A 20,678-nucleotide genomic window follows, 5' to 3' on the forward strand; every position below is an offset into this window, starting at 1 on the left:
TCGCGTGTCGGCTGGTGTGGCAAATTGGCAGTGCTTGAACCCTTGGAGGACTCGTTGATGGCTGGTACTTCGTCGACCCAAATCCGGGCCGATCTCGTAGATCTCATCGAGCAGGAGTTGCTCGGGCCGCGCGAGGGTGCCGAGGAGGAGATCGTCGGAACTCCGCGGGCGCAGTACAACGTCGGGGCATTGGCACCGGTCACCATCGATCCGGAACTGCAAGAGGTCTCGGCGTTGGCTGTCGGAGGCGATGCATGGGATCCGGGGGAGACTGGCGAGGCCATCTCCGACGTCGACCGACAGCACTTGCCGCAACAAGGGGTGCCGGTCGACACGAATGAGGAGACTGGAACTGCGGATGACGACGAGGATCGTGACGAGGGGCCCAAGGGTGCGCTGACGCACCCATCATCGATGGGACTGAGGTTCCAGGTTCCGCGAGATTGTGGCGTTCTCGCTGTGACGGCCGTCTGGGGGAGATACGAAGGCAGTCGGCGTGAGAACGCGGACGGGCGCAAGATCCTCTACTCGCAGCGGACGCCGTTTGAGCGATCGGCCGAAATCGATGTCCAGGACCCCGACGAGCACGCGATCCTGGAACCGATCGAGCTTGACCGTGACGTCACGCTGCGGGTCGAGCTGTTCCCGCTCGCGGACCGCACAATCGTCGAAATTGCCCTCTCCAACGACCGGGTTACCGGCATGGATGCGCCGCCGAGGGACTGGTTGTTCCAGACCAAGCTGAGGGTCGAGGCAAACAGCGGTGAGGCTGTCTTCCTGCCCACGCGGGACGTCATGGAGGGCAACTACGACGAGGACGACGACGAGCGACGACGCTTGGACCTGCAGTACCGGCATCGACTCGAATTCGCCATCGGCCGGACCTGTTCTGCCACCTGGACCGCCGACGAGCGGGTGCGGAAGGCTTATTCGGTCGAGACCACGTGGCTCCCCACCGCTGACGTTGCCCAGACCGTGCCGGGCGGTGCCGCCGACGCAATCACGGCGATGAAGGCGCTCGCGGAGCTTGACGCCGATGGTGCCGAGGCGGCATTCGGGCCATTGATCGTCGGGTACTCCGAGTGGCTGACTGAACAACAGGCGATCGCCGAAGAGTTGCCCGAGCACCTGCGAGAGACCGCCGAAGACGCGATCGGGGAGGCCGAGGTCGTCGCAGAGCGGCTCCGCGAAGGCGTGCAGCTCTTGAAGAAGGACCGACAGGCGCTGCAGGCGTTCCAGTTCATGAACCGGGCCATGCGGGACCAACGGATCCACAGCCAGATCGCCGCCACCCGTGCCGGCGCCGAGTCCAAGAAGATCAACGACGTTCTCGCTGAACTCATCGCACGAGAGCCGGATGACCCGTCGGTCGCGTCGTGGCGGCCGTTCCAGCTCGCGTTCGTACTGCTCCAGCTGCCGGCCCTTACCGAACCGGCGCATCCCTACCGCAGCGGTGACGCAGCTAACGTCGAGTTGCTGTTCTTCCCGACCGGTGGCGGCAAGACGGAGGCCTATCTTGGGCTCGCTGCGTACACGTTCGCGATCCGGCGGTTGCAGGGCAAAATTGAGACCGACGACGGCATGCTCGACGGTGGCGACGGTGTCGCCGTCCTCATGCGCTACACGCTGCGGCTCCTCACCTCGCAGCAGTTCCAACGCGCCGCTGCGCTCGTGTGCGCCGCTGAGCTGATCCGGCAGGAGGACATCGCGACCTGGGGCGAGAAACCGTTCACCATCGGCCTGTGGGTGGGTTCGGCTGTCAGTCCTAAACGCTACAAGGATGCCGAACGCCAGGTCGTCGAGGCGCGGGGCGAGAATTCGTGGCGCGCTCACGGCCTCACCGTGCTTCAGCTTCAGCGCTGCCCCTGGTGCGGAACCAAGATCGACCCCAAGCGTGACGTCGACCCCGATCCCGTCACCGAACGCGTGCAGGTCTACTGCGGTGATCGCAAGGGAGGCGACTGCGCGTTCTCCATTGATGGTGACGCCGACGGCGCACTTCCCATCACCACCGTCGACGACGAGATCTACCGCAACCCTCCCACCTTCCTCCTCGCCACCGTCGACAAGTTTGCTCGACTCGCCCGCGAAGGCGAGGCAGCCAGCCTGTTCGGCTATGTCGACGAGTGGTGTCCCCGCCACGGCTACCGGCATCCAGACGCCCGCAGCGGGTGCGGGCAAGCGCAATCACACAACGCCAGGGGCATTCTCCCCAAGGTCGTCATGCAGAAGGTCGACCGACTACGCCCACCCGACCTGATCATCCAGGACGAACTGCACCTCATCACGGGTGCGCTCGGCACCGCTGTCGGCGTCTTCGAAAACGCCGTCGACCTCCTGTCGTGGTACCCGCGCGACGGCAGGACGATCCGCCCGCTCGTAGTTGCCTCCACCGCAACGGTCGCCAACGCCGACCGGCAGGTCGAAGCGCTCTACGGTCGCGGCATCGACGTTTTCCCGCCCCAGGTGCTCGACGTCCGCGACACGTATTTCTCCAAAGAAAAGCCGGTCTCCGACGACGATCCTGGGAGGAAGTACCTCGGCGTCTGCGCTCACGGCATCCGGCTCACCCTGGCCGAGATCCGGCTCGCGGAAGTTCTGCTGCTCGCCGGCCAGAAGCTGCTGGACACTCATGGCGACGCTGCAGATCCCTACCTGACGACCGTCGGCTACTTCTCCGCCACTCGCGAGCTCGCTGGCATGCGACGCTATCTCGACGACGACGTCACCACACGCGTCACCGGGAACACCGAGCCCTTCCCCCGCCGCACAACCGATCGGGAAGGCCTGGAGATCGGCGAACTCACCTCACGCATCTCAGCTGAGGACATCGCCAAGACGCTCGACAAGCTGTCACGGCCGTTCAGCCGCCGCTGGAGTACGCACGGCCGAGCGGAGCACCGCAGGGCGGCCGCCGAGGCCAAGGAAGCGGGGAAGGCACCGCCGCCGTGGGGGGAAAAGCCGTACGACGTCGTCCTCGCCACCTCGATGCTGCAGGTCGGTGTCGACGTGCCTCGGCTGGGTCTGATGCTCGTGGTAGGTCAGCCGAAGAACACCGCAGAGTACATCCAGGCATCCTCACGTGTCGGTCGTGACGCGAAGAAGCCCGGGCTCGTGGTGTCGCTGGCGAACTGGTCGCGGCCGCGCGACATGGCGCATTTCGAGCAGTTCCGGCACTACCACGAGACCTTCTACGCGCAGGTCGAGGCGCTCAGCGTCACGCCGTACTCCGACACTGCGATGGAGCGAGGCCTGATGGGTGTGCTCGTCGGCGTGGCACGGGTCACCCAACGATCGCTGTCCGCGGAAGGCGGTGCCGGACGGGTGGCCAGCAAAATGCAGGTGGTGCAGAACCTGATCGAGCAGCTGGTCGGTCGGGCGGGGCCGGCGGCGGACACGCCCGAGGCCGCAGATCGGATGCGGCTGAAGCTGCTGCAGCGGCTCGACCGCTGGCACGACAAGGCTGAAGAGGTCTACGGACAGCTGTTCTACGAGCGCCCGCCGCAGAACAAGGCCGGTTGGCCGCTGTTGATCAGCCCCGAAACCAAGCTGCCCACACAGGCCGACCGGGTGTTCGTCGTCGCCAATTCGATGCGCGAGGTCCAGCCCGAGATCAACCTGCTGGTCAGCCCCAGCGCGGATCGGCTCGCCTTCAAGGAGCCGCGGGAGCGGCCGGATTGGAAGTTCCCCGAGGAGGTCACGCAGTGACTGAGCAGGCCACGGACAACGCTCTCGTCAACGCATCCGAACCGGTCTCTGTCGGAGTCGCCGATCTGGACCCGACAGGCGATGTCGAAGAGAACAATCCCAAGAACCGGGCACGTGTCGGATCGATCCGCCCGTCGGCGATGCTCTACACCAACGGCATCGGTGCGACCATCGACCTGCCCCACCTCGCCGTGATGCCACACGGCCTCGAGGCATGGGACCGGATCTACGACCGCCGCCCTGTTATCGACGTGATCCTCGAGCGACGCCTCCTGGACCTCGTCCGTTCCCACCTCGGCGACCAGGTCAGCGAGCTCCGGAAGCCGCCGTGGGCCCCAGAAGAGAAGGGACATGCTGGCACCGACGCTGTCGACCTCGGCATACCCAGCCGCATCTTCCCGCAGTGGCTGCGCTGCACGGGCTGCGGTCTGCTCGCGCCGGTCTCGCACGAAATGTTCGCCTACCAGAACACCAACCGCTACCGCCCTGACCAAGCGAAATTCGTGCACAAGCGATGCAAGGGGTTTCAAGGCAAGGGCAGTGGTGCCGACCAGGCCGTCGTTCCAGCGCGCTACCTGATCGCCTGCGTAGCCGGCCACCTCGACGAGTTTCCGTACGTCGCCTGGGTGCATCGTGGTCGCACATGCGCGAGCGGCGACGCACTCCCACAGCTGCGCATGCGGGAATGGAAGAGCAACATCGGTCCGGACGTCCAGCTCATGTGCCTCTCTTGCGACTCTCGACGCGGTATGCGGGAAGCGACTGGTCGCGCGGCGGAAGACAAACTCCCGTATTGCCGCGGTCGCCACGCACATCTCGACGCGTTCTATCCCTGTGAGCACCAAGGCCGGTTGATGATGCTCGGTGCGGCCAACCAGTGGTTCCCCTCCACGCTGAGCCTGCTGGCGCTGCCGCGCGAAGAAGCAGCGACGCCGGAGGAACTCGTGCCGGAGTTGCGGGCACTCCCCAAACACGCGTTGGACGCACCGCAGGACGAATCGGCCATCGGCATGTTTCGGATGATGGTGTCGAGCATCGCGCAGACCGACGCGTTCGACGACGTACCCGACGACGTGCTGTGGCAGGCCGTGCAGCTCGCCCGCGGCGAGTCGGTACCCAGCGCGGTGACAGCACCCGAGAAGCGTGCTGATCCACGGACGATTCTCGGCCCCGAATGGGCAGTCCTGACCGACGAGCAGAAGTACACCCGCCACTCCGGCATGGCCGACTTCCGCGCCGTGCGACGCGACGTCACTGCCCTGTTGTCGGACGTCGTCGTCGAGACTGTCGCGGTCGAGAAGCTGAAGAAGGTCAACGCCTTCATCGGCTTCACCCGCATCGATGCGCTCGACCGCATGGACGATGCAAGGGAGCGGGTCGTGCCCTTGACCCGGAACGGGAGGCCGACCTGGGTCCCCGCCACCGAGGACAGAGGCGAGGGAGTGTTCCTGCGCTTCGACGAATCCGTGATCGCTCAATGGGAAGAATCGGTCAAGAATCTCGGGGTATGGGGCCGGTTCGAGGAGGCGCATCGCCTCAACTTCCGGCGCCGAACTAGCAGGACCGCGGACGACCTGGACCCGGACGAGCGGTTTCCGCCGCCGCGTTACTGGGCGATCCATACGTTGTCGCACCTGTTGATCCGCGAGGCAGCGATGTCGAGCGGCTATGGGTCGGCGAGCCTCACGGAGCGGATATATGCGTGGAAGGGCGATGACAAGCACCCGCCGGCTGCAGGGTTGCTGATCAGCACCACAGCGTCCGACAGCGAGGGAACGCTTGGGGGGCTCGTGGAGCTTGCCAAGCCGGACAAGCTGGAAGACCTGGCCGCGAAGGCGCTTCGTCGAGGACTGCGTTGTTCATCGGACCCGATCTGCAGTCACCGCGTGCCCGAGGGAAAGGAGGAGTTCCTGCACGGAGCGGCCTGCCATTTCTGCCTCTTCCTGAGCGAGACCAGCTGTGAGCGGACCAACCGCTTCCTCGACCGGCGAATGTTGCTCGGGCTTGTGGACGATCAGAAGGTTAAGACCCCCGGACTGCTCGAGAGCCTGGTCGAGGTGCGCTGAGGTGTCAGCAATCGCGCGACTGGGTGCGCTGCTCACGCCGGAGGAAGCCGCGCGTATCGCTGCCGATCTCCGGCAGCGCCGCCGCACGAACCTCGCGGCGAAGAAGGCGTACCGCGTCAACCAGATGGATGTAAAGATGCTGTTGCGAGACCTAGTTCGCAGCGACGCAGACGTCGACTGCGCCGTCGCGGCACTTGAGGGCATAGCAGCGGTGCCGAGGATCTCGCGGCCAGATATCGTTTGGACCAACCCTCGCGACGTGCCTGGCGCCGAAGGAAGGACGACCAAGGCCGCTCTCGACCTCATCAACCGGGCGGAAGGTTCGGTGTACGCTGCGACATATTCCGCGAGCTGGGGTTCACCACACCTAGTCGCGCTGCGAAACGCGCTCAAGCGCGGCGTCGAAGTCACAGTCGTGGTCGACACCGCCCAACGTCGTGAGACGGCGGAGATGGTCGCGGGTATGCTCGTCGGGGCCCAGATCTGGACCCTTGAGCAACCCGCCAACGAAGCCTACGCCATACAACATGCCAAGCTGATCACCGTCGATGATCGTGAAGCCCTGGTCACCAGCGCCAACTTCTCCAAAGCTGCTGCCGAACGCAGCCTTGAATGCGGTTTGTTGAGCACTGATATTGCCATTTCCACCGGCCTGCGCGAGCGCCTAGAGCTGCTGCACCAGCACGGCGTCCTGGTCGACCTGGACTGACAGCAAGGAACAGGACGGAGATGGCGCGTTCAGAAGCTTCGTGAAGGCCGCCGAGAACGTCAGGTGCGTCCCGGGAGGTGGACTGCTCGTGTCAGGCAATCACGGCAGCGGTCCGCTCGCGGCTCCTGCATCTGAAGACCTTCAGATCGAACCATCGGCGCAGCGGGCTGAAGATCAGCCAGTACCTCCAGTCGACGAGCCGACCGTGCCAGAGATCATGAAAGTCATCACGGGTGCCTTCCCGAAGATTGAAAAGAATCGGAGCGGCGCCTTGCTTCTTCCCCCGAATCGCTCGAGGATGTCCCCGTGAGGTCAGTGGGACTGTTTTCAGGCATCGGCGGGCTCGAACTCGGGTTGGACAGGGCTGGGATCGAAACCGAGTTGCTGTGCGAGTACTGGGAGCCCGCGGCCACCACGCTCCGGCGACGATTCGACGCACCTGTCGTGGGTGATATCCGCGAACTCGGAGCCTTACCTGACTCTGACGTCGTGACAGCAGGGTTCCCATGCACCGATCTGAGCCAGGTCGGTCGAACGGCCGGAATCACAGGCGGCGAGTCGGGCCTCATCCGCGAGGTCTTTCGTCTGATCGCTGATTCTCCGCCGACGTGGCTAGTCCTGGAAAACGTGCCCAACATGTTGACGCTCCATGGCGGGGCACCGATCCGCCACATCACCGAGTGGCTGGATGAGAACGATTGGAACTGGGCTTACCGGACGGTGGATTCTCAACACTTCGGGGTACGACAGCGCCGCCGCAGAGTCTTCCTCGTGGCTTCACAGCTTGAGGACCCCCGCCAGGTCCTTCTGGCCGATGAGGTCGGTGCGCCGGTCGCCCGGAAGCGCCACAGCGCCTACGGCTTCTACTGGACTGAGGGCAACCGTGGCATCGGCTGGGGCGAAGGAGTCACTCCGACCCTCAAAGGCGGCTCGAAGCTGGGCATCGCCTCGCCTCCCGGCGTGTGGATTCCCGGCGCAGAAATCGGCAAGGCGATCTGCCGCCCCAGCATTCATGCCGGTGAGCGGTTGCAAGGTTTCAGAGCAGGTTGGACCGAGGGTGCTGGCAAGCTCGGGGAGCGCTGGAAGATGGTTGGCAACGCTGTCACGGTGCCCGTGGCGGAGTGGATTGGTCGTCGTCTCGTGTCTCCAGGGGTGCCTGTGGACGTCGACCGCCGTGTGTTGACCCCGGGGCAGCGCTGGCCGGCTGCTGCGTCGTCGGTGGCAGGGAAACGGGAGGCATGGCAGCTCAGCGAACGGCCAATCGTCTTGCGACCGCGTATGTCGCTGGCGGCCCTTTTGGAGCGATTCTCTTCCGAGCCGCTCAGCCTCGGAGCAACGACCGGATTCACCGAGCGGTTGAAGGCCAGCACTTTGCGGCGCGACGACCATTTCGTGGCGGCACTCGATACGCACATCGCCGCAATGGCCGCGAATTGATACGCCTGAGCGACTCCACGCTATGAGGTTCCCCTCGGTGGGTCGGACACCCTGATCCATGGCTTCGGCTTGGGGAAGGATGCGTTTGTATGTGGTTCGTCGAAGTATCCGCAGGAGTATCAGAGGATGCGGCCGCGTTGACGTGTTCCGCGTTCCTCCGGTGGCGCAGGTAACTTGTCAGCTGGAGGTTAACCACCAGCCGCTGCGGAGGTGGGCGCGGACTGCCGATCGTGCCGGTGTGGAGCCGAACGTCGGTGCCAGGCGGATGTGAAGCTCGTGCTGCACGAGGGCAAGCTGACGGGACGGAGCGGGATCTGAGCTGAGCCTGGGACCCGTCCCGTTCTGCCCGCGTCAGCGACGTGAGGCGGCCCAGTCTGCTGTGCCGTGCCGCTTTTCCTTTCGGTCGTGACGACCTGGACGAACTTGGCGGCCCGGGTTTGACCGCCCGCGGCATCGAGCACAGACGCCGTTACAACGGAAGCTTGAGTGCGGGTGAGGTGCGACGTTGAGCCGCAGCGTGCACCAGATGATGTCTGGGCAGACCCTTCTTGGCTGCCATGGGTTGACTTCTCGGTTGTCTGGGCGCATGACGGAAACGGCGTGTTGTCGCGTGTCGGGAGGTTGTGATGGCGTGGGTGGAGCAGTCTGGGCGGTGTTCGTGGCGGGTTCGTTATCGCCGTGCGGGTGGTGGTGTTGGTTCGGTGCCGGGGTTCGCGTCGCGCAGGGCGGCTGCCGGGTATGCCGGGGACATGGAGTCTGACCAGCGCCGCAAGGTGTGGATCGATCCGGCGGATGGTCGTGTGTTGTTTGGGGATTGGGTGCGGCGGTGGTGGCAGGCGCAGGATCTTGATCCGCGGACGGTGGACAACTACGACAGTTACTTGCGGTGTCATCTGCTGGCGCGTTTCGGGTCGATGCCGATCGGGGAGATCACCGCGCTGGAGGTGGACGGGTGGAAGACGGCGGCTGCTGAGGCCGGTTACGCGGCGGCGACGGTGTCGAGTTGGGCGAAGCTGTTGTCGATGATTTTGGCTGATGCGGTGGACGAGCGGTTGATCGCGGTGAATCCGGTGCGGCAGCGCCGTCGCCGCGGCCGGCGCTGCAGGACTCTGGTGCGGGAGCGGGTGTGGGCGACGCCGGAGCAGGTGCTGCGGATCGCCGATCAGGCAGCCGCGCTGGGCGGTGACATCGCGCGTCTGCTGGTCATCACCGCGGCGTGGACGGGGTGCCGGTGGGGCGAGCTCGCCGCGCTGCACCGCGACAACCTCGACCTCGACACCGGGCATCTCGTCGTGGACCCGGAGCGGGGGTCGTTGCACGAGAGCCGGGGCCGGCGATGGCTGGGGCCGCCGAAGACGCCGTCGTCGGCGCGGCGGGTCGCGTTGCCGCCGTTCCTGGTCCGGTTGCTGTGCCGGCACTTGGACAGCCATCCGTTCGAGTTCGTGTTCACCACCTCGCGCGGGACCTGGCTGTGGCGCTCCACCTTCGACCGCAGGGTGTTGCGTCCGGCGATCGAAGGCTGCCACCGGCCCGGGGTCCGGGCCTACTCGGTGTGTCCCGGGCTGACGTTCCACGGGTTGCGGCACAGCCACAAGACCTGGCTGATCGCGGGCGGGGCTCCGGAGATCGCGCAGGCCCGCCGTCTGGGTCACCATCTGCCCGACCGGGTCGTGGAGACGTATTCGCACGTGGCGCGCGAAGTGGAGACCCGGTTGCTGGCCGACCTGCAGCGGCGCTGGCGCAAAGCCTCCCGCAGCCCGCGTCCCACCCGGCCCGCGCAACAGGAAAGGGCATCGGCGAAATCTCGTCCTCCCATTCCGCCGTCCCGGACACGCCGGCAAAGGCCGAATCTTCCCGCCCCTATCACCGATGGAAAGAGGGACAACTCCCGCCTTGCCCGGCAGGGGAGAGGAAACGGCACTGCCCGCAAGCGCGTGCCCTGGAGCAGCACGCCCCAGAAACTCCCCACCTGGGGCACCCCGGATCGGCTCCACTCGATCACGCAAGATCAACCTGCGGACACGAGAAAACCCCTCCGACCAGCGCCAACCGCGTGATCAAAGGGGTTCACCGAACCTGTGGAGCTAAGGGGACTCGAACCCCTGACCCCCTCACTGCCAGCCGGACGCGTCCCTGACCTGTGGTTATCGAGAACCCGCAGGAAGGATGCCGCAGTTGACCGCACGTGATTGCGGTTCAACGCTGTTCGGCGTCGTTGGAACCACGGCCCTGCTCCAGTTCTGCTCCAGGAAAATTCGCATGAATGTGCATTGCGAATTTCCCGCATTGTCTCGCGGTGCGGACGTGTTGTCTAGAGTCTGGGGCGACGAGGAAGGCCGGTGTTCGGGTCGCCGGCCGAAGAGTTCGAAGATGTCAACCTTAGTTCGAGCGAGGAGCACAGCGCCCGAGGTCACGCGGGACGTTGATCCAGTCAGGCCACCCCTGCTCACCCGAGGGCAACACTTCTTGACCTGGGAGTTTGCCACCCTGAGGTTGTATTTTCCTTCACTTCTGGCTGGAGGCGGTGATGGGCGGGCTCAGGCGAGTGTGGTCGTTCGGCGCGCGGTGTCTGCGCTGGTGCAGTGTGCCGATGGCAGGAGTTGTCGCCGGGGGCCCCGAGCCTTTAGCGAGTTGCCGTCGGCTTGATGTGGCTGGCGAGGGTGCTGAGCAGTCGCGTGGCTCGGGTTTCGGTCAGACGCTGTAGCAGCTGATGTCGAGGTTGTCGGCGCAGCGGTATCCGTCCACTTTGTCCTCGTCGGACCAGTTCGCGTCAGCGGGCAGCGGGCCGGTGAGCGGCTTGGCCAGTATCAGCTCCACCCATGTCGGAACACCGGGCGGGTCTGATATCAAGGTGGCCATCGCGATCTTCCGGTTTCAGCTAGTGATCACTGCTGTCACTGTCAAGGCGTGTTGTGTCACCCTCTTCTTGTATGAATGATTCATTTATGTTAAGAGAGGAGGGTTTGGCCGGGTCGAAAATTTCGGTGCGAAGTTCTTCTGATGCATGCCAAATGCTGGAAAGTTCGGCATAGGGGTCGCGGCCGGACTGGCTGGATGCGGGAATGTGAAGGCGAATCAGGTCTGTATAGTGTGGACGGGAGCCGAACCAGATGTCCGAGAGCTTGAGTGCTGTGGTTATTCCAGTGCTGTCGTGCACGTGCAGGATGGTGAGTCCGTCGCTGGCGGATTCTCCTGCTGAACGGGAATTGGATACGAAGATCTTCCATAAACGGTCTGCGCCGGTGCCCGGTTCGCGGGCGATCGGATTTTCTCCGATGCGGGCCAAAGCTGTCTCGATGGCGGGGATTAGCTCATCGAAGGAAGATGGCAGCTGTACCTCTGTGTTGCGAGCTCGCGACACCGGCAAGACGTCTGTTTCGAAGAGTTCGCGTAGCCGGGAGATGCCGTCGGTGCTTGCGTAGCTGGTGTCCCGCCATAGGGCGGCGACCTGGGCGCAGAGGGCTTCTTGTTCTTTGAGCCGGGCTGATCCGTGCACGAACAAGGTATGCCTGTCGAATACTTCGCCAACCTGCGAGGTGCGATGAATCTTCATCGCACCTGTCAGCACGAACGCGTCCATCGAGGTCACAAGGCCGCGTTCCTGCGGATCGACGCGGCGGACGAAGGCAGCTTCTCCCGATCTGGCCAGGTCCCGCTGTTCGACTGGTACGTCCCGGCCGGTGTGCTGGAAGGTGTCGGGGCCAATGTGTTCGGCGGGTCTCGGCAAGTCGACGACGAAGTCGATTCCGTCGTCGGCTAGAACGTCGGCAAAAGGACTGTAGGCGTAGGTAATGTGCTGAGCATTTGGAAGAGTGCGGAGCAATTTGTTGACATGTCGGTAAACGGCGGATCCTGGCTGTGCTATGTCGGTGTCCAGGTCGACAATGAGGGCTGGGATCTCGGCAAGCGAGAAACTGGCGTTCAGATCGACGTTTAGCTTTCGTAATACCGCAGCGTTTTTCTTGACCACGAGCAGGCGTACTGCGGTGTTATTCAGGTTTTCCGGTGAGTTCAGTGGCTGGTCCGGCCGCTGCTTCTCGAACTCCAGCGCGCGCAAGCGCGGGCCCAGCCTGCTGTAGTCGAGGTCCGCGCCGGTTAGCCGGACGATGGCAGGCTCACCTGGCAATGAGGGGAGCGCTTCGTCGAGGCGTTCCTGGACCTGTCGACGGAGTACGTTCCGGTTGCCGCCGAGGACGATGACCAAGCGGTATCCTGTGTCAATAGCCTTCGCGATGAGGCCGATAGCGGCGGCGGTTCGGCCGCTTCCTGGCTGGCCGATCACCAGCCCTTTGCTGTGACCAGGCGCGATGGTGGAAGGGGTTGCTAGGTGCGAGAGTACCGAGGCGGCCACGGAATCGGCATTGGCGATCGCCTGAGTAGACCAGCCCTGGGCTTGCAAGGATTCCCGGTAGAAGCGCCAGTATCCTCCGTCGATCACCCGCGTGCCCGGCGGATGGGCGGCGGCCGAGTCGTCAAGACGCGCGAGGAGAGTGGCGCGTTCATTCTCGAGTTTGGTGATCCGGTTCTGCGCTACCCGCAGCTGCTGGCGTATGGACTCGCTCGCTGCGGACTGGCCGTTTCTGAGCTCGCGGTTCTCTTCGAGCAACTCCTGACGGCTCAGCTCGAGAGACTCGAGACGAGCTCGGAGAGCTGCCGCCTGCTTCTGCAGCCCCACGTCCCGCTCTGAGCGTCTTGAGCGGCGTACAGCAGGCTCAACAGCTGTCGGGGCTGCCCAGGTTGTGGTGCGTGGAGCCGAAGCTGGACCTCGTCGACGAGGTCGTTGATGAAGTCTTCGGACGGTAGCACCGCGCCGGCCAAGTAGCGGGTCACCGTGCTTGCCTGGAGTGCTTGCTTCCTTGCATATTCACGCAGGGACATCGGAAGCAGCACCCTGAACTGCGCGCGTAGCGCATTCGCGAGCGCGGCTCGCTCGGCGGGGAGGTTCGTTCTAAGCGGCTCAAGGTGACCAGAGGTGTGCCGCACTCGCCAAGTAAACCCCAGCAGCTGCGCGTCGGCCAGCTGTTGCACAAGCTTTTGCAACGCGCTGCAATCGCTGCAACATCAGCTCGGACGGCAGTGTGACCTGCATCGACCCACGACAAGGAGGAACGGGCATGACTGAGAAGAAGGCTGAACAGTTGCAGGGGACGTGGCGGCGGGCAGGCGCGGAGATCGCGCTGGGGTTGCTGAAGGGGCTCGCCAGCGGTTGCGGGGGACTGATCATCACCGCGATCAGCTGGTGGGTCGCATGCCGGTAGCAGGCGCGAATTACGGAGACGGTCCTTTGCCCTGACAATGGCCGATCCGCGGCGCAGCACCCTGGCGATCTGCCGGCTTGCGACAAACCGGCAGATCGGGCGGGGTCAGGCCCGCTGTGGGCCTGAACCGCGATCGGTAGCCGACTTGTGTCGTATGGGCGCGATGGTCGAGCACTCCGGGCCCGGGGAGTTTTGATTGTCGTGAGGTGGCGGTATCGCGACGCAATCCAGAATTTCTGGAGCGAATTCCCGCTCGGTGCTGCGGTCTTGCGGACGATCCTCGATGGCCCCTGCCCTTGTTCTTGAATTCAGTCGGCGGAAAGGTAGTCAGAGCAGCCGGCACCTGGTTCCGGATGGCCGAGGACGCCTACCTCGCCGAGAACTGCTGGGCTGAAGTGGCCGAAGCGACCACTCCGGAAGAGGTCAAGCACGAAGCCGGACAGGCGTGGAAACAGGCGGTCGAGGACGACCTGAACTAACGGCGGACCACGAAGCCCTCACGGACCGCGTGGGGCTTCGCCGTGTCGAGGATCAGCTTTAGTCCTCCGGCAGCGCGGTCCGGACGAATCAGTCCTTCGCCTCTAAGAGCTTCCGCAGCCCGGTCGTCAGCTCCAGCCCGTTCGGCAAAGCATCGGTCACCGCGCGCGAAGTCGTGGCACTGCTAGGCCACCGAGCGCGTGCTCTCGGCAACCAGGTGCTCGGAACGGAAGCACCGGGCTGGCTCCAAAGGCTCCAACCGATAACGGGACGCAAGCTACGTCGGCGCGTTCGTGCTGAAGCTCGCCAAGATCCACGCCGAGCCGTTCGACGCGTGGCTGAAGCGGGCGATCGAATACGACACGATGCGGCGCCATCCGAACGAAGCGGCCAAGCCGGCCTGAACCGCTTTCGGCGGAGTCGATCCGGTCAATCGAAGCGGACCGTCTCCGCGAGCGGCAGCTGCCAGGTGACCACCGCCCTCGCCGCCCGCGCGGGCGGCGAGGGCGAAGTCTCCGCCGAACCGCGTGCTGTGGCTGGCCGACACCGTTGGAGTTCCGTCGTCCTCGACTCGCGCGTAGACGCGGCCAGGCGCCGGTTCGGGGCGCAGTTCGGCGATGACGAGGATGTGCCGGGCACCGGGACGGCCCGCTACGTCGGACAATGCGGTGTTCAGCATTTCCAGCAAGGCCGCCGCGGCCTGATCGCCGAGTGCGGTGCCCAGCCTGCTGTCGGCCCGGGTCGTGGTGGCGACCCCGAGCGTCGCCGCGGCGCTGTCGACGAGGTCGTGGATCCGCCGGTGCAGGTGGCGTTGCGGGGCGGGGTCTTCCGGTGCCTCGAAGACGGCGGAGTTCAGCAACCGGATGACGTGGTCCAGTGCTTCGACCGCGTCGTGCACGCGCTCGGCCGCGGCCGGACGCTGGATGAGCTTCAGCGCCGCGGTCAGCTCCATGCCGATGCCGGAGAGCCGCGCGACCACGGACGTGTTGAGCTCGCGGGCGATCCGTTCCCGGTCGTCGAGCAGCGACAAACGCACCGTGTCCGACCTCCGCTCGGCCAGTTCCAAGGCGATCGCCGCCTGCGCGGCGAACAGCTCCAGCGACCGCACGGCCTGGTGCGCGGCGACGGTGTGTCCGGGTTCGTTGACGACGGCGAGGACGCCGCGCACCGCGCCCGGCGACCCCAGCGGCACCCCGAGCGCCGAGCCCACGGCGACCTCCGGGGCAAGGCCGGCGTCACGGCCGGCTTGAGCGGCGTTCTCGTTGACCGCTGACTCGCCGGTCCGATAGACCCGCACGGCCAGCGGTTCCGCGCCGGAGCCCCCGGCGAGCGGCAACCGCAGCGCCCGGTACGCCTGCGACTGCGCGCCGGCCGCGGCCGCGGTGACGAGATGGTCTCCGTTGTCGTCGGGAGCCAGCAGCAGCGTCTGGTCGACTTCGGCGATCTCGCGCGCCCGGGCCGCGATCAGGTCCAGCACCTCGGCGGGCGGGACGTCCGCCAGCAGCGCCGTGGAGATGTCCGCGGCCGCGGCGAGCTGCTGATTGGCCTGGTGCAGTTCCCGGCTGCGCGCGAACACCTCGGCCTGCATCGCCTGCACCTCCCCGGTCTCCGGTGCGGGCCCGGCCGCGCGCAGCTGACGCAGGAAGCCCGTCACTTCCTCGACGCGGTGCAGGATGAACCGCACCGAACCGCCGGACCCGAGGACCGGTGCGTTGACCGGGCTCCGATAACGCTGCTCCACGACGCCCGGTCGCTCGGGGACCTCGACGTCGTAACGCTGCAGCGGCATCGTGTGCCGTTGCCGGGTGGACCGCACCCGTTCGAGCGATGCGCGCAGCGCCCGCGCCCCGCGCGGGTCCTGCGGATCGTCCGGGAACGCCTCGAACACGTTCCGCCCGACCAGATCGTCCCGGCGGCGGCCCGAAACCGCCTCGTAAGCGTCATTGACCGCGAGGATGACGAATTCCCGCGACAGCACCGCGGTCGGCGACGGCGCGGCCAGGAACACCGCTTCGAAATCAACTGAGTCCGACATGACGCCCCGATCTTCCTCCGCGCGGGACCCCCGCTCGACAACCATGCCATTCGGGCAACGGGGATGACCTGGGGCGCGCCGGAATCGGGACTGTCCCCGCGGAGAGAGGCGTCGCTTGGAGGTCACCGGTGGATCGCGCGGGTACGCCTCGACGATTTCGCGAGGGTGACTTTGGTCCCCGTTCTCAGGTCGCATGTCTCTGCCGGTACCGGTGCTCGCCCGGCACGCTCATAGCGGCAGGGACGGGTGCGTGGGGCGAGGGGACGACCGCGGTGGCAGACGAGCAGGGCTTCAGAGGTTCGACCGGCTATTGCCCGGCCGGTTCCCGCGGTGCCGACGTCCTGTCGCGCACCGAGTTCCGGTCCGGCACCGGAGTTTCGGTGCTCGACGTTCCCGCCGCGGAGGAGGCGGTTGGCCGGGTCTCCGGGCGGCTGGCCGACGAGGACCTGGCCTCGCTGGTGCGCGCGGCCGGGAACCGCGACCAGACCGCGATCGCCCGCCTGCTCGCGGTTCTTCGTCCGGCGGTCACGCGATACTGCCGGGCCCGGATGGGCGGGCGGGATCTGCGGTACGTGTCCGCGGACGATGTCGCCCAGGAAGTGTGTGTCGCCGTCCTGCGAGCGCTGCCCGCCTACCAGGACCGCGGCGGCTCGTTCCTGAGCCTGGTGTTCGCGATCGCGGCGAACAAGGTGGCCGACGCCTACCGGGCCGCGGCGCGCGACCGGCTTCAGCCCGTCGCCGAGCTGCCCGAGGTCGAGGTGTCGGGAAACGAGCCCGAAACGCAGGCGCTGCGCCTCGACCTGGGCAGCACCCTGCGGGAGCTGCTCGCCCGGCTCGCCCCGATCCAGCAGGAGATCCTGACGCTGCGCGTCGTGGTCGGCCACAGCGCCGACGAGACCGCGCGGGCGCTGGGCATCTCGGCGGTCAACGTCCGCGTCACCCAGCATCGCGCGCTGGCCAAACTGCGCGAGATGCTCAAGGACCGGGACTGGTGACCCGAGCGGACGGCCTTGGCACACCGCTCGCCCGATGCCCGTCGGCCGAGTGGGGATGGCACTCGCGGATGTCCGGGCGGCTCGGCCGGTATCGGCTGGTGCAACTGCCCGGCAGGTCGGGCAGTTCCCGCTGGCCGCCGAGGTTGGCGGCAAGTCCGCGCGGTGGTGGCGGTGTCGTCGGCATGGTCGGAATTCGTGACGGACATGTCGTGGCCGGCGATGATCTGGATCGGCGGTGCGCAGGGAGCGGGCCACCAGGAGCGACTTCCCGCAGCGAGCACGACCTTGGACGAGCAACTCGCTCAAGGTCCGGAGCATGCTGCTGCCGCATTCCTCGCCACCGCGCACGCGCGTCTCCCGCTCATCATCGCCGACGTGCGCGCCCGAGCCGTCGAATCCGTGCCGGTGCTGGTCGAAGGTCCGCAGTTGATGCCGTCGATGGCTGTCGCTCCCGATGGGAAGCGCCGTGTTTCTCCTTCCCTCGCAAGGGCGGACACGCTCGGCACGCGCGGCTCGGGCGGATGCTGAACCGGAGCTTCTCGAGCGCCTCGTCGCTCGCGACGCCGTGTACTCGGCTCTCGAATCCGGCATCACCGGCAAGCTCGCCGCAGGGCGCGAACTAGCGGAGCAGCGAGCGTTCGAGAACGACGTCGCGGCCACCGCGATAAAGCCACGGCACCGGCTCTTGCCCGCGACGAATGCGGCGAGGGGCCGCGCTAGCGCTGGATCATTCGCGGCAGGGTCGCCCGGTGATTGCGATATTCGCTTACGAATGCTTGCACTATGCGGAAAAACTGCTGAATCCGCTCCGGCTGCGTGCTTTGGCGACGATTTCATCTATCCATGGGGGAGAGGCGGGTGTTTCGTTGAAGGTTTACGGCGGCTCCGGTTCGGTTGCCTGTCATGGCGGTCCGAGTCCTGCTGTCATCGAATGGATCAGCAACCGCCGCGAAGCACATTGATTTGCGACAACTAGGTGACTCTGGGTTTTGCTGAAAGGCTGGACGAGTGGCCGTCTCGGAATGGTGCGACATCAACGTGCAATTGCCGGTCACAGAACCCCGTCACTAAAATCCCTCCCGACCCGTCGAATCGGGTCGTGCCCGTAGTGACAGGAGGCTGATCGTGTCACATCGTCGAATATTCAAGCGATTTCTCGCCTTCGCTCTCGCGGGCCTCATCGTGGGCATGGGGCTCACCGGCAGCGCGTCGGCCGCGCCGAGGCTGGCTGCCGAGGGACCGGTCCTCACCGCCGTGCTCGCGCGCGACGGCGGCGCCGACGTGTCGTTCATTCCCTACTGCCGGCTGGGACCGCCGCTGGGCGGCAATGACAGGAACAAGCTCGTCATCGTGGCTTCCCCCGGCGGCGCCACCGCGAGCACTGTCCAGGCCGGCGTGCTCACGTTGCGTTTCAACGGGTTGGCCAACGGCACCAAATACACCTTCACCGCCTACGAGGTGAACGGGCGCAACGTCGGGATCACCCCGGACTCCGAACCGTCCAACCCGGTGGTCCCGCATCCGGCGGCGCCGCCCGTGGCGCCGGTGATCACCTCGCTGCACGGCCGGACGGCTTCCGCTGCCGTCGCCTGGGACCCGGCGAACGACAACGGTTCCCCGGTCACCGGCTACACCGTCACCGCAAATCCCGACGGTCGCACGGTGACCACCGACGCGAACGCCAGGAGCGCCGTAATCCCCGGGCTGGCCAATGGCACCGAGTATCGCGTCTCCGTCGCGGCGCGCAATGCCAAAGGCACTGGCCCCGCGGCGACCGAGCCCGTCACCCCTCGCGCCCCGTATGCCCCGAGCGCGCCACGAGAGCTGCGGGTCTTGCCGGTCCAGGGGCAAGCCGCGCTGGACGTGTCCTGGCTTCCGCCGGAGGACGACGGCGGCAGCCCTGTCCTCAGCTACACCGTGTCCGGCGGACCGCGCCCGCAAACGGTTCTCGGCACGTCCACCCGACTGTCCGGTTTGGACCCGAAGACGCGGTACACCCTCTCGGTCGCAGCCACTACCGCGGCCGGTGCCGGTGCCGGTGCCGCCGACAGTTCGTCGCACGGCGTCCGTCCCGTGGCGGAAACCAGCCCGGACACGGTGGTGCTGTCCGCCGAGTCGGCGCGGACGCTCACCGGGAACACTCCGGACCGGCTGGTGTTCAACCCGGCGACCGCTCAGGTCAAGGGCGTCAAAACCGGTGCGATCCTGGTGGCACCGGCGCTTCCGGACAGCAACGCCGATCAGGACGGGCTGCTGCGCAAGATCACGAAGGCGGCCGCCAGCGGCAACCAGGTCACCCTGGACACCACGAGCGCCACGCTCGACCAGGCCGCGCCCAAAGCGGAAGCCGAGGTCGCCGGCGAACTGAACGCCAACCAGATCACCGGCTTCCGGCCGCTGCGGCCGGGCGTGCGCATGGCCGAGCCTTCGCTCAGCGGGAATCTCGGGCTCGACGTGAGCTTCCCGGTCAGCGAGGAGGGTTCCGCCCAGGTCGCCCTGCACAGCGAGCTGCACGGAGAGCTGTCGGTGAAACCGACCTGGGATTTCTATCTGAGCCTCGGCGTCTTCAGTTCCCCGGTATTCCGTTTCGCCGCGGCGGCGGAGGTCAAAGCCGGGGTCGACGGAAAACTCGCCGCTTACATCCAGCAGACGCTGGCGAAAAAGGATCTCGCCGAAGTCCGGTACGCCTGCCAGACCTTCTTCGTCGGACCGGTGCCGGTCGTCGTGTGCCCCGTGTTCACCCTCTCCGCCCAGCTCAATGCCAAGGGCGGGCTGGAACTGGCCTTCCGCGGCACTTACGAACAAACTGTCGGCGGGCGGATCAGCTACGAGAACGGCGCCTGGGCCAGCACGAATCTCACCACGAAACCCAAGGCCTCGTTCCAAGCCGATTTCGGCGCGACGGCCGGCATCGGCATCGAGTTCCCCGCCAACCTGACCTTCCTGCTCTACGACGTGGCGGGACCAGGACTCAGCCTGACCCCGTTCCTCGCCCTCACCGCCAGCACCGCCGGCAATCCGTGGGCCGCCGTCGAGGTCGGGATCCGCGCCGATCTCACCTTCAGGGTTTCCTTGCTCAAAGCGGACTACTCCACTGTCCTCGGGCAGGTGTCCGCACGAGTGCGGGACAGCGGCGGACCCTACGACGGGCTCGAACTGAACCCGGTTGTCGCCGAGGTCAAGGTGAAACAGACCGTGCGACTGTCGGCCAAACGGGACGGCTGTGCCAGCACCGCGCCCATCACCTTCCGGCTCGCGCCCGGCGCGCTGGGCACCATCACCCCGGACGGCGCCTACACCGCTCCCGGCAAGATCGATGGTCTGTCCGATTCGGACGTCGTCCTGGCCGGCCAAGCGGCCGCGGGCAACTGCCCGGCCAAAACGACCAAGGGCGTGCTGCACATCGGCGCGCTCAAACCCGGCGAGCCTCGCAACGTTCATCTGAAGGCCGGCCCCGGCGCCGATCAGGTCACCATCGCCTGGGATCCGCCGGGGAGCGACGGCGGCAACTCCATCACCGGTTGCGCGCTCATCATGCACAACGATCTCCGCGCGCTGTACGGACCCTACGTGCAGCAGCGTCTCACCGGAACCAGCATCACCATGGACGGAGCGAAGGTCCTCTCCTACGTCAGGACCGGCTACCAGGTGATCGCCAAGAACCAGGTCGGGTGGGGACCGCTGTCGGGCGACGCCACCTGACCGGAGTCCGGCGTGGCCCGGCCGTGGGGGAGGCCGGCCCACGGCGGACATTCCGGTGATCGGTGGGGGCTGAGCACAGAAATCGCCGAAATCGGAACAGTCCTGCGCACTGGACCTCAAAGAACGGCGCCGGGGGAGTGCGACGCCGTCCGCATCGCCGGGAATCTTGATTCGCGCGGCGTCCGGCCGGGGCTGATCAGCAGTGCGATATAGGTGCTGCTGAACGGTTTTCGGCCTTTCTTCGCCGACCGGCCGGAACCGATCTTCATTCGGTTGGCCTAGCTCTGTAAC

The 20,678-nt window shown here is 66.1% G+C and carries 14 protein-coding genes; 11 read left to right on the forward strand and 3 right to left on the reverse strand.

The window, feature by feature from the left end; all coding sequences use genetic code 11:
- Positions 1–57 precede the first annotated feature (57 nt).
- The 5 genes from drmA to ACZ7SW_RS39080 all read left to right on the forward strand — a co-directional run bounded on the left by drmA (position 58) and on the right by ACZ7SW_RS39080 (position 9,977).
- Positions 58–3,708: a DISARM system helicase DrmA gene (drmA, locus tag ACZ7SW_RS39060; protein ID WP_470235400.1), complete on the forward strand. Its 3,651-nt coding sequence runs from the start codon at positions 58–60 to the stop codon at positions 3,706–3,708.
- Positions 3,705–5,774: a DrmB family protein gene (gene drmB, locus ACZ7SW_RS39065; RefSeq protein ID WP_470235401.1), complete on the forward strand. Its 2,070-nt coding sequence runs from the start codon at positions 3,705–3,707 to the stop codon at positions 5,772–5,774. Before drmA ends, drmB begins: the two co-directional genes overlap by 4 nt.
- Position 5,775: 1 nt before the next feature.
- Positions 5,776–6,483: a DISARM system phospholipase D-like protein DrmC gene (drmC, locus tag ACZ7SW_RS39070; protein ID WP_470235402.1), complete on the forward strand. Its 708-nt coding sequence runs from the start codon at positions 5,776–5,778 to the stop codon at positions 6,481–6,483.
- A gap of 306 nt (positions 6,484–6,789) precedes the next feature.
- Complete coding sequence (locus tag ACZ7SW_RS39075) at positions 6,790–7,920, forward strand: DNA cytosine methyltransferase (protein ID WP_470235403.1); 1,131 nt, start codon at positions 6,790–6,792, stop codon at positions 7,918–7,920.
- Positions 7,921–8,669: 749 nt separating this feature from the next.
- Positions 8,670–9,977, forward strand: a complete 1,308-nt coding sequence (locus ACZ7SW_RS39080; protein WP_470235404.1) for a tyrosine-type recombinase/integrase — start codon at positions 8,670–8,672, stop codon at positions 9,975–9,977.
- 634 nt (positions 9,978–10,611) lie between these two features.
- On the opposite strand, the gene ACZ7SW_RS39085 is transcribed toward ACZ7SW_RS39080, so the two are convergent.
- The gene (locus ACZ7SW_RS39085; protein WP_470235405.1) at positions 10,612–10,737 is read right to left on the reverse strand and encodes a hypothetical protein; all 126 of its coding nucleotides are present in this window, start codon (positions 10,735–10,737) and stop codon (positions 10,612–10,614) included.
- A gap of 61 nt (positions 10,738–10,798) precedes the next feature.
- Complete coding sequence (locus ACZ7SW_RS39090) at positions 10,799–12,595, reverse strand: Z1 domain-containing protein (RefSeq protein WP_470235406.1); 1,797 nt, start codon at positions 12,593–12,595, stop codon at positions 10,799–10,801.
- 439 nt (positions 12,596–13,034) lie between these two features.
- On the opposite strand from ACZ7SW_RS39090, the gene ACZ7SW_RS39095 reads away from it, so the two are divergent.
- Positions 13,035–13,178 carry a hypothetical protein gene (locus ACZ7SW_RS39095; RefSeq protein WP_470235407.1) on the forward strand — a complete coding sequence of 48 codons (144 nt, stop codon included), beginning with the start codon at positions 13,035–13,037 and terminating at the stop codon, positions 13,176–13,178.
- A gap of 353 nt (positions 13,179–13,531) precedes the next feature.
- Complete coding sequence (locus ACZ7SW_RS39100; RefSeq protein ID WP_470235408.1) at positions 13,532–13,657, forward strand: hypothetical protein; 126 nt, start codon at positions 13,532–13,534, stop codon at positions 13,655–13,657.
- Positions 13,658–13,932: 275 nt separating this feature from the next.
- Here ACZ7SW_RS39100 and ACZ7SW_RS39105 read toward each other — a convergent pair whose 3' ends face one another.
- Positions 13,933–15,690, reverse strand: a complete 1,758-nt coding sequence (locus ACZ7SW_RS39105; RefSeq protein WP_470235409.1) for a GAF domain-containing protein — start codon at positions 15,688–15,690, stop codon at positions 13,933–13,935.
- Positions 15,691–16,070: 380 nt separating this feature from the next.
- Between ACZ7SW_RS39105 and shbA the strand changes: the two genes are divergently transcribed.
- The 4 genes from shbA to ACZ7SW_RS39125 all read left to right on the forward strand — a co-directional run bounded on the left by shbA (position 16,071) and on the right by ACZ7SW_RS39125 (position 20,387).
- Complete coding sequence (gene shbA / locus ACZ7SW_RS39110; protein WP_470235463.1) at positions 16,071–16,685, forward strand: RNA polymerase sigma factor ShbA; 615 nt, start codon at positions 16,071–16,073, stop codon at positions 16,683–16,685.
- Positions 16,686–16,880: 195 nt separating this feature from the next.
- Positions 16,881–17,213, forward strand: coding sequence for a hypothetical protein (locus ACZ7SW_RS39115; protein WP_470235410.1), 333 nt, complete (start codon positions 16,881–16,883; stop codon positions 17,211–17,213).
- Between the two features lie 221 nt (positions 17,214–17,434).
- Positions 17,435–17,647, forward strand: coding sequence for a hypothetical protein (locus ACZ7SW_RS39120; protein ID WP_470235411.1), 213 nt, complete (start codon positions 17,435–17,437; stop codon positions 17,645–17,647).
- A gap of 163 nt (positions 17,648–17,810) precedes the next feature.
- Positions 17,811–20,387 carry a fibronectin type III domain-containing protein gene (locus ACZ7SW_RS39125; RefSeq protein WP_470235412.1) on the forward strand — a complete coding sequence of 859 codons (2,577 nt, stop codon included), beginning with the start codon at positions 17,811–17,813 and terminating at the stop codon, positions 20,385–20,387.
- Positions 20,388–20,678: the final 291 nt, after the last annotated feature.

This window comes from Amycolatopsis sp. NPDC114484 (assembly GCF_055633755.1).

What these genes read in the sequence shown, in the direction of transcription:
- ACZ7SW_RS39105 (WP_470235409.1), bottom strand. Translation starts at nt 15,690, where the DNA reads ATGTCGGACTCAGTTGATTTCGAAGCGGTGTTCCTGGCCGCGCCGTCG.
- ACZ7SW_RS39095 (WP_470235407.1), top strand. Translation starts at nt 13,035, where the DNA reads ATGACTGAGAAGAAGGCTGAACAGTTGCAGGGGACGTGGCGGCGGGCA.
- ACZ7SW_RS39080 (WP_470235404.1), top strand. Translation starts at nt 8,670, where the DNA reads ATGGAGTCTGACCAGCGCCGCAAGGTGTGGATCGATCCGGCGGATGGT.
- ACZ7SW_RS39100 (WP_470235408.1), top strand. Translation starts at nt 13,532, where the DNA reads ATGGCCGAGGACGCCTACCTCGCCGAGAACTGCTGGGCTGAAGTGGCC.
- drmA (WP_470235400.1), top strand. Translation starts at nt 58, where the DNA reads ATGGCTGGTACTTCGTCGACCCAAATCCGGGCCGATCTCGTAGATCTC.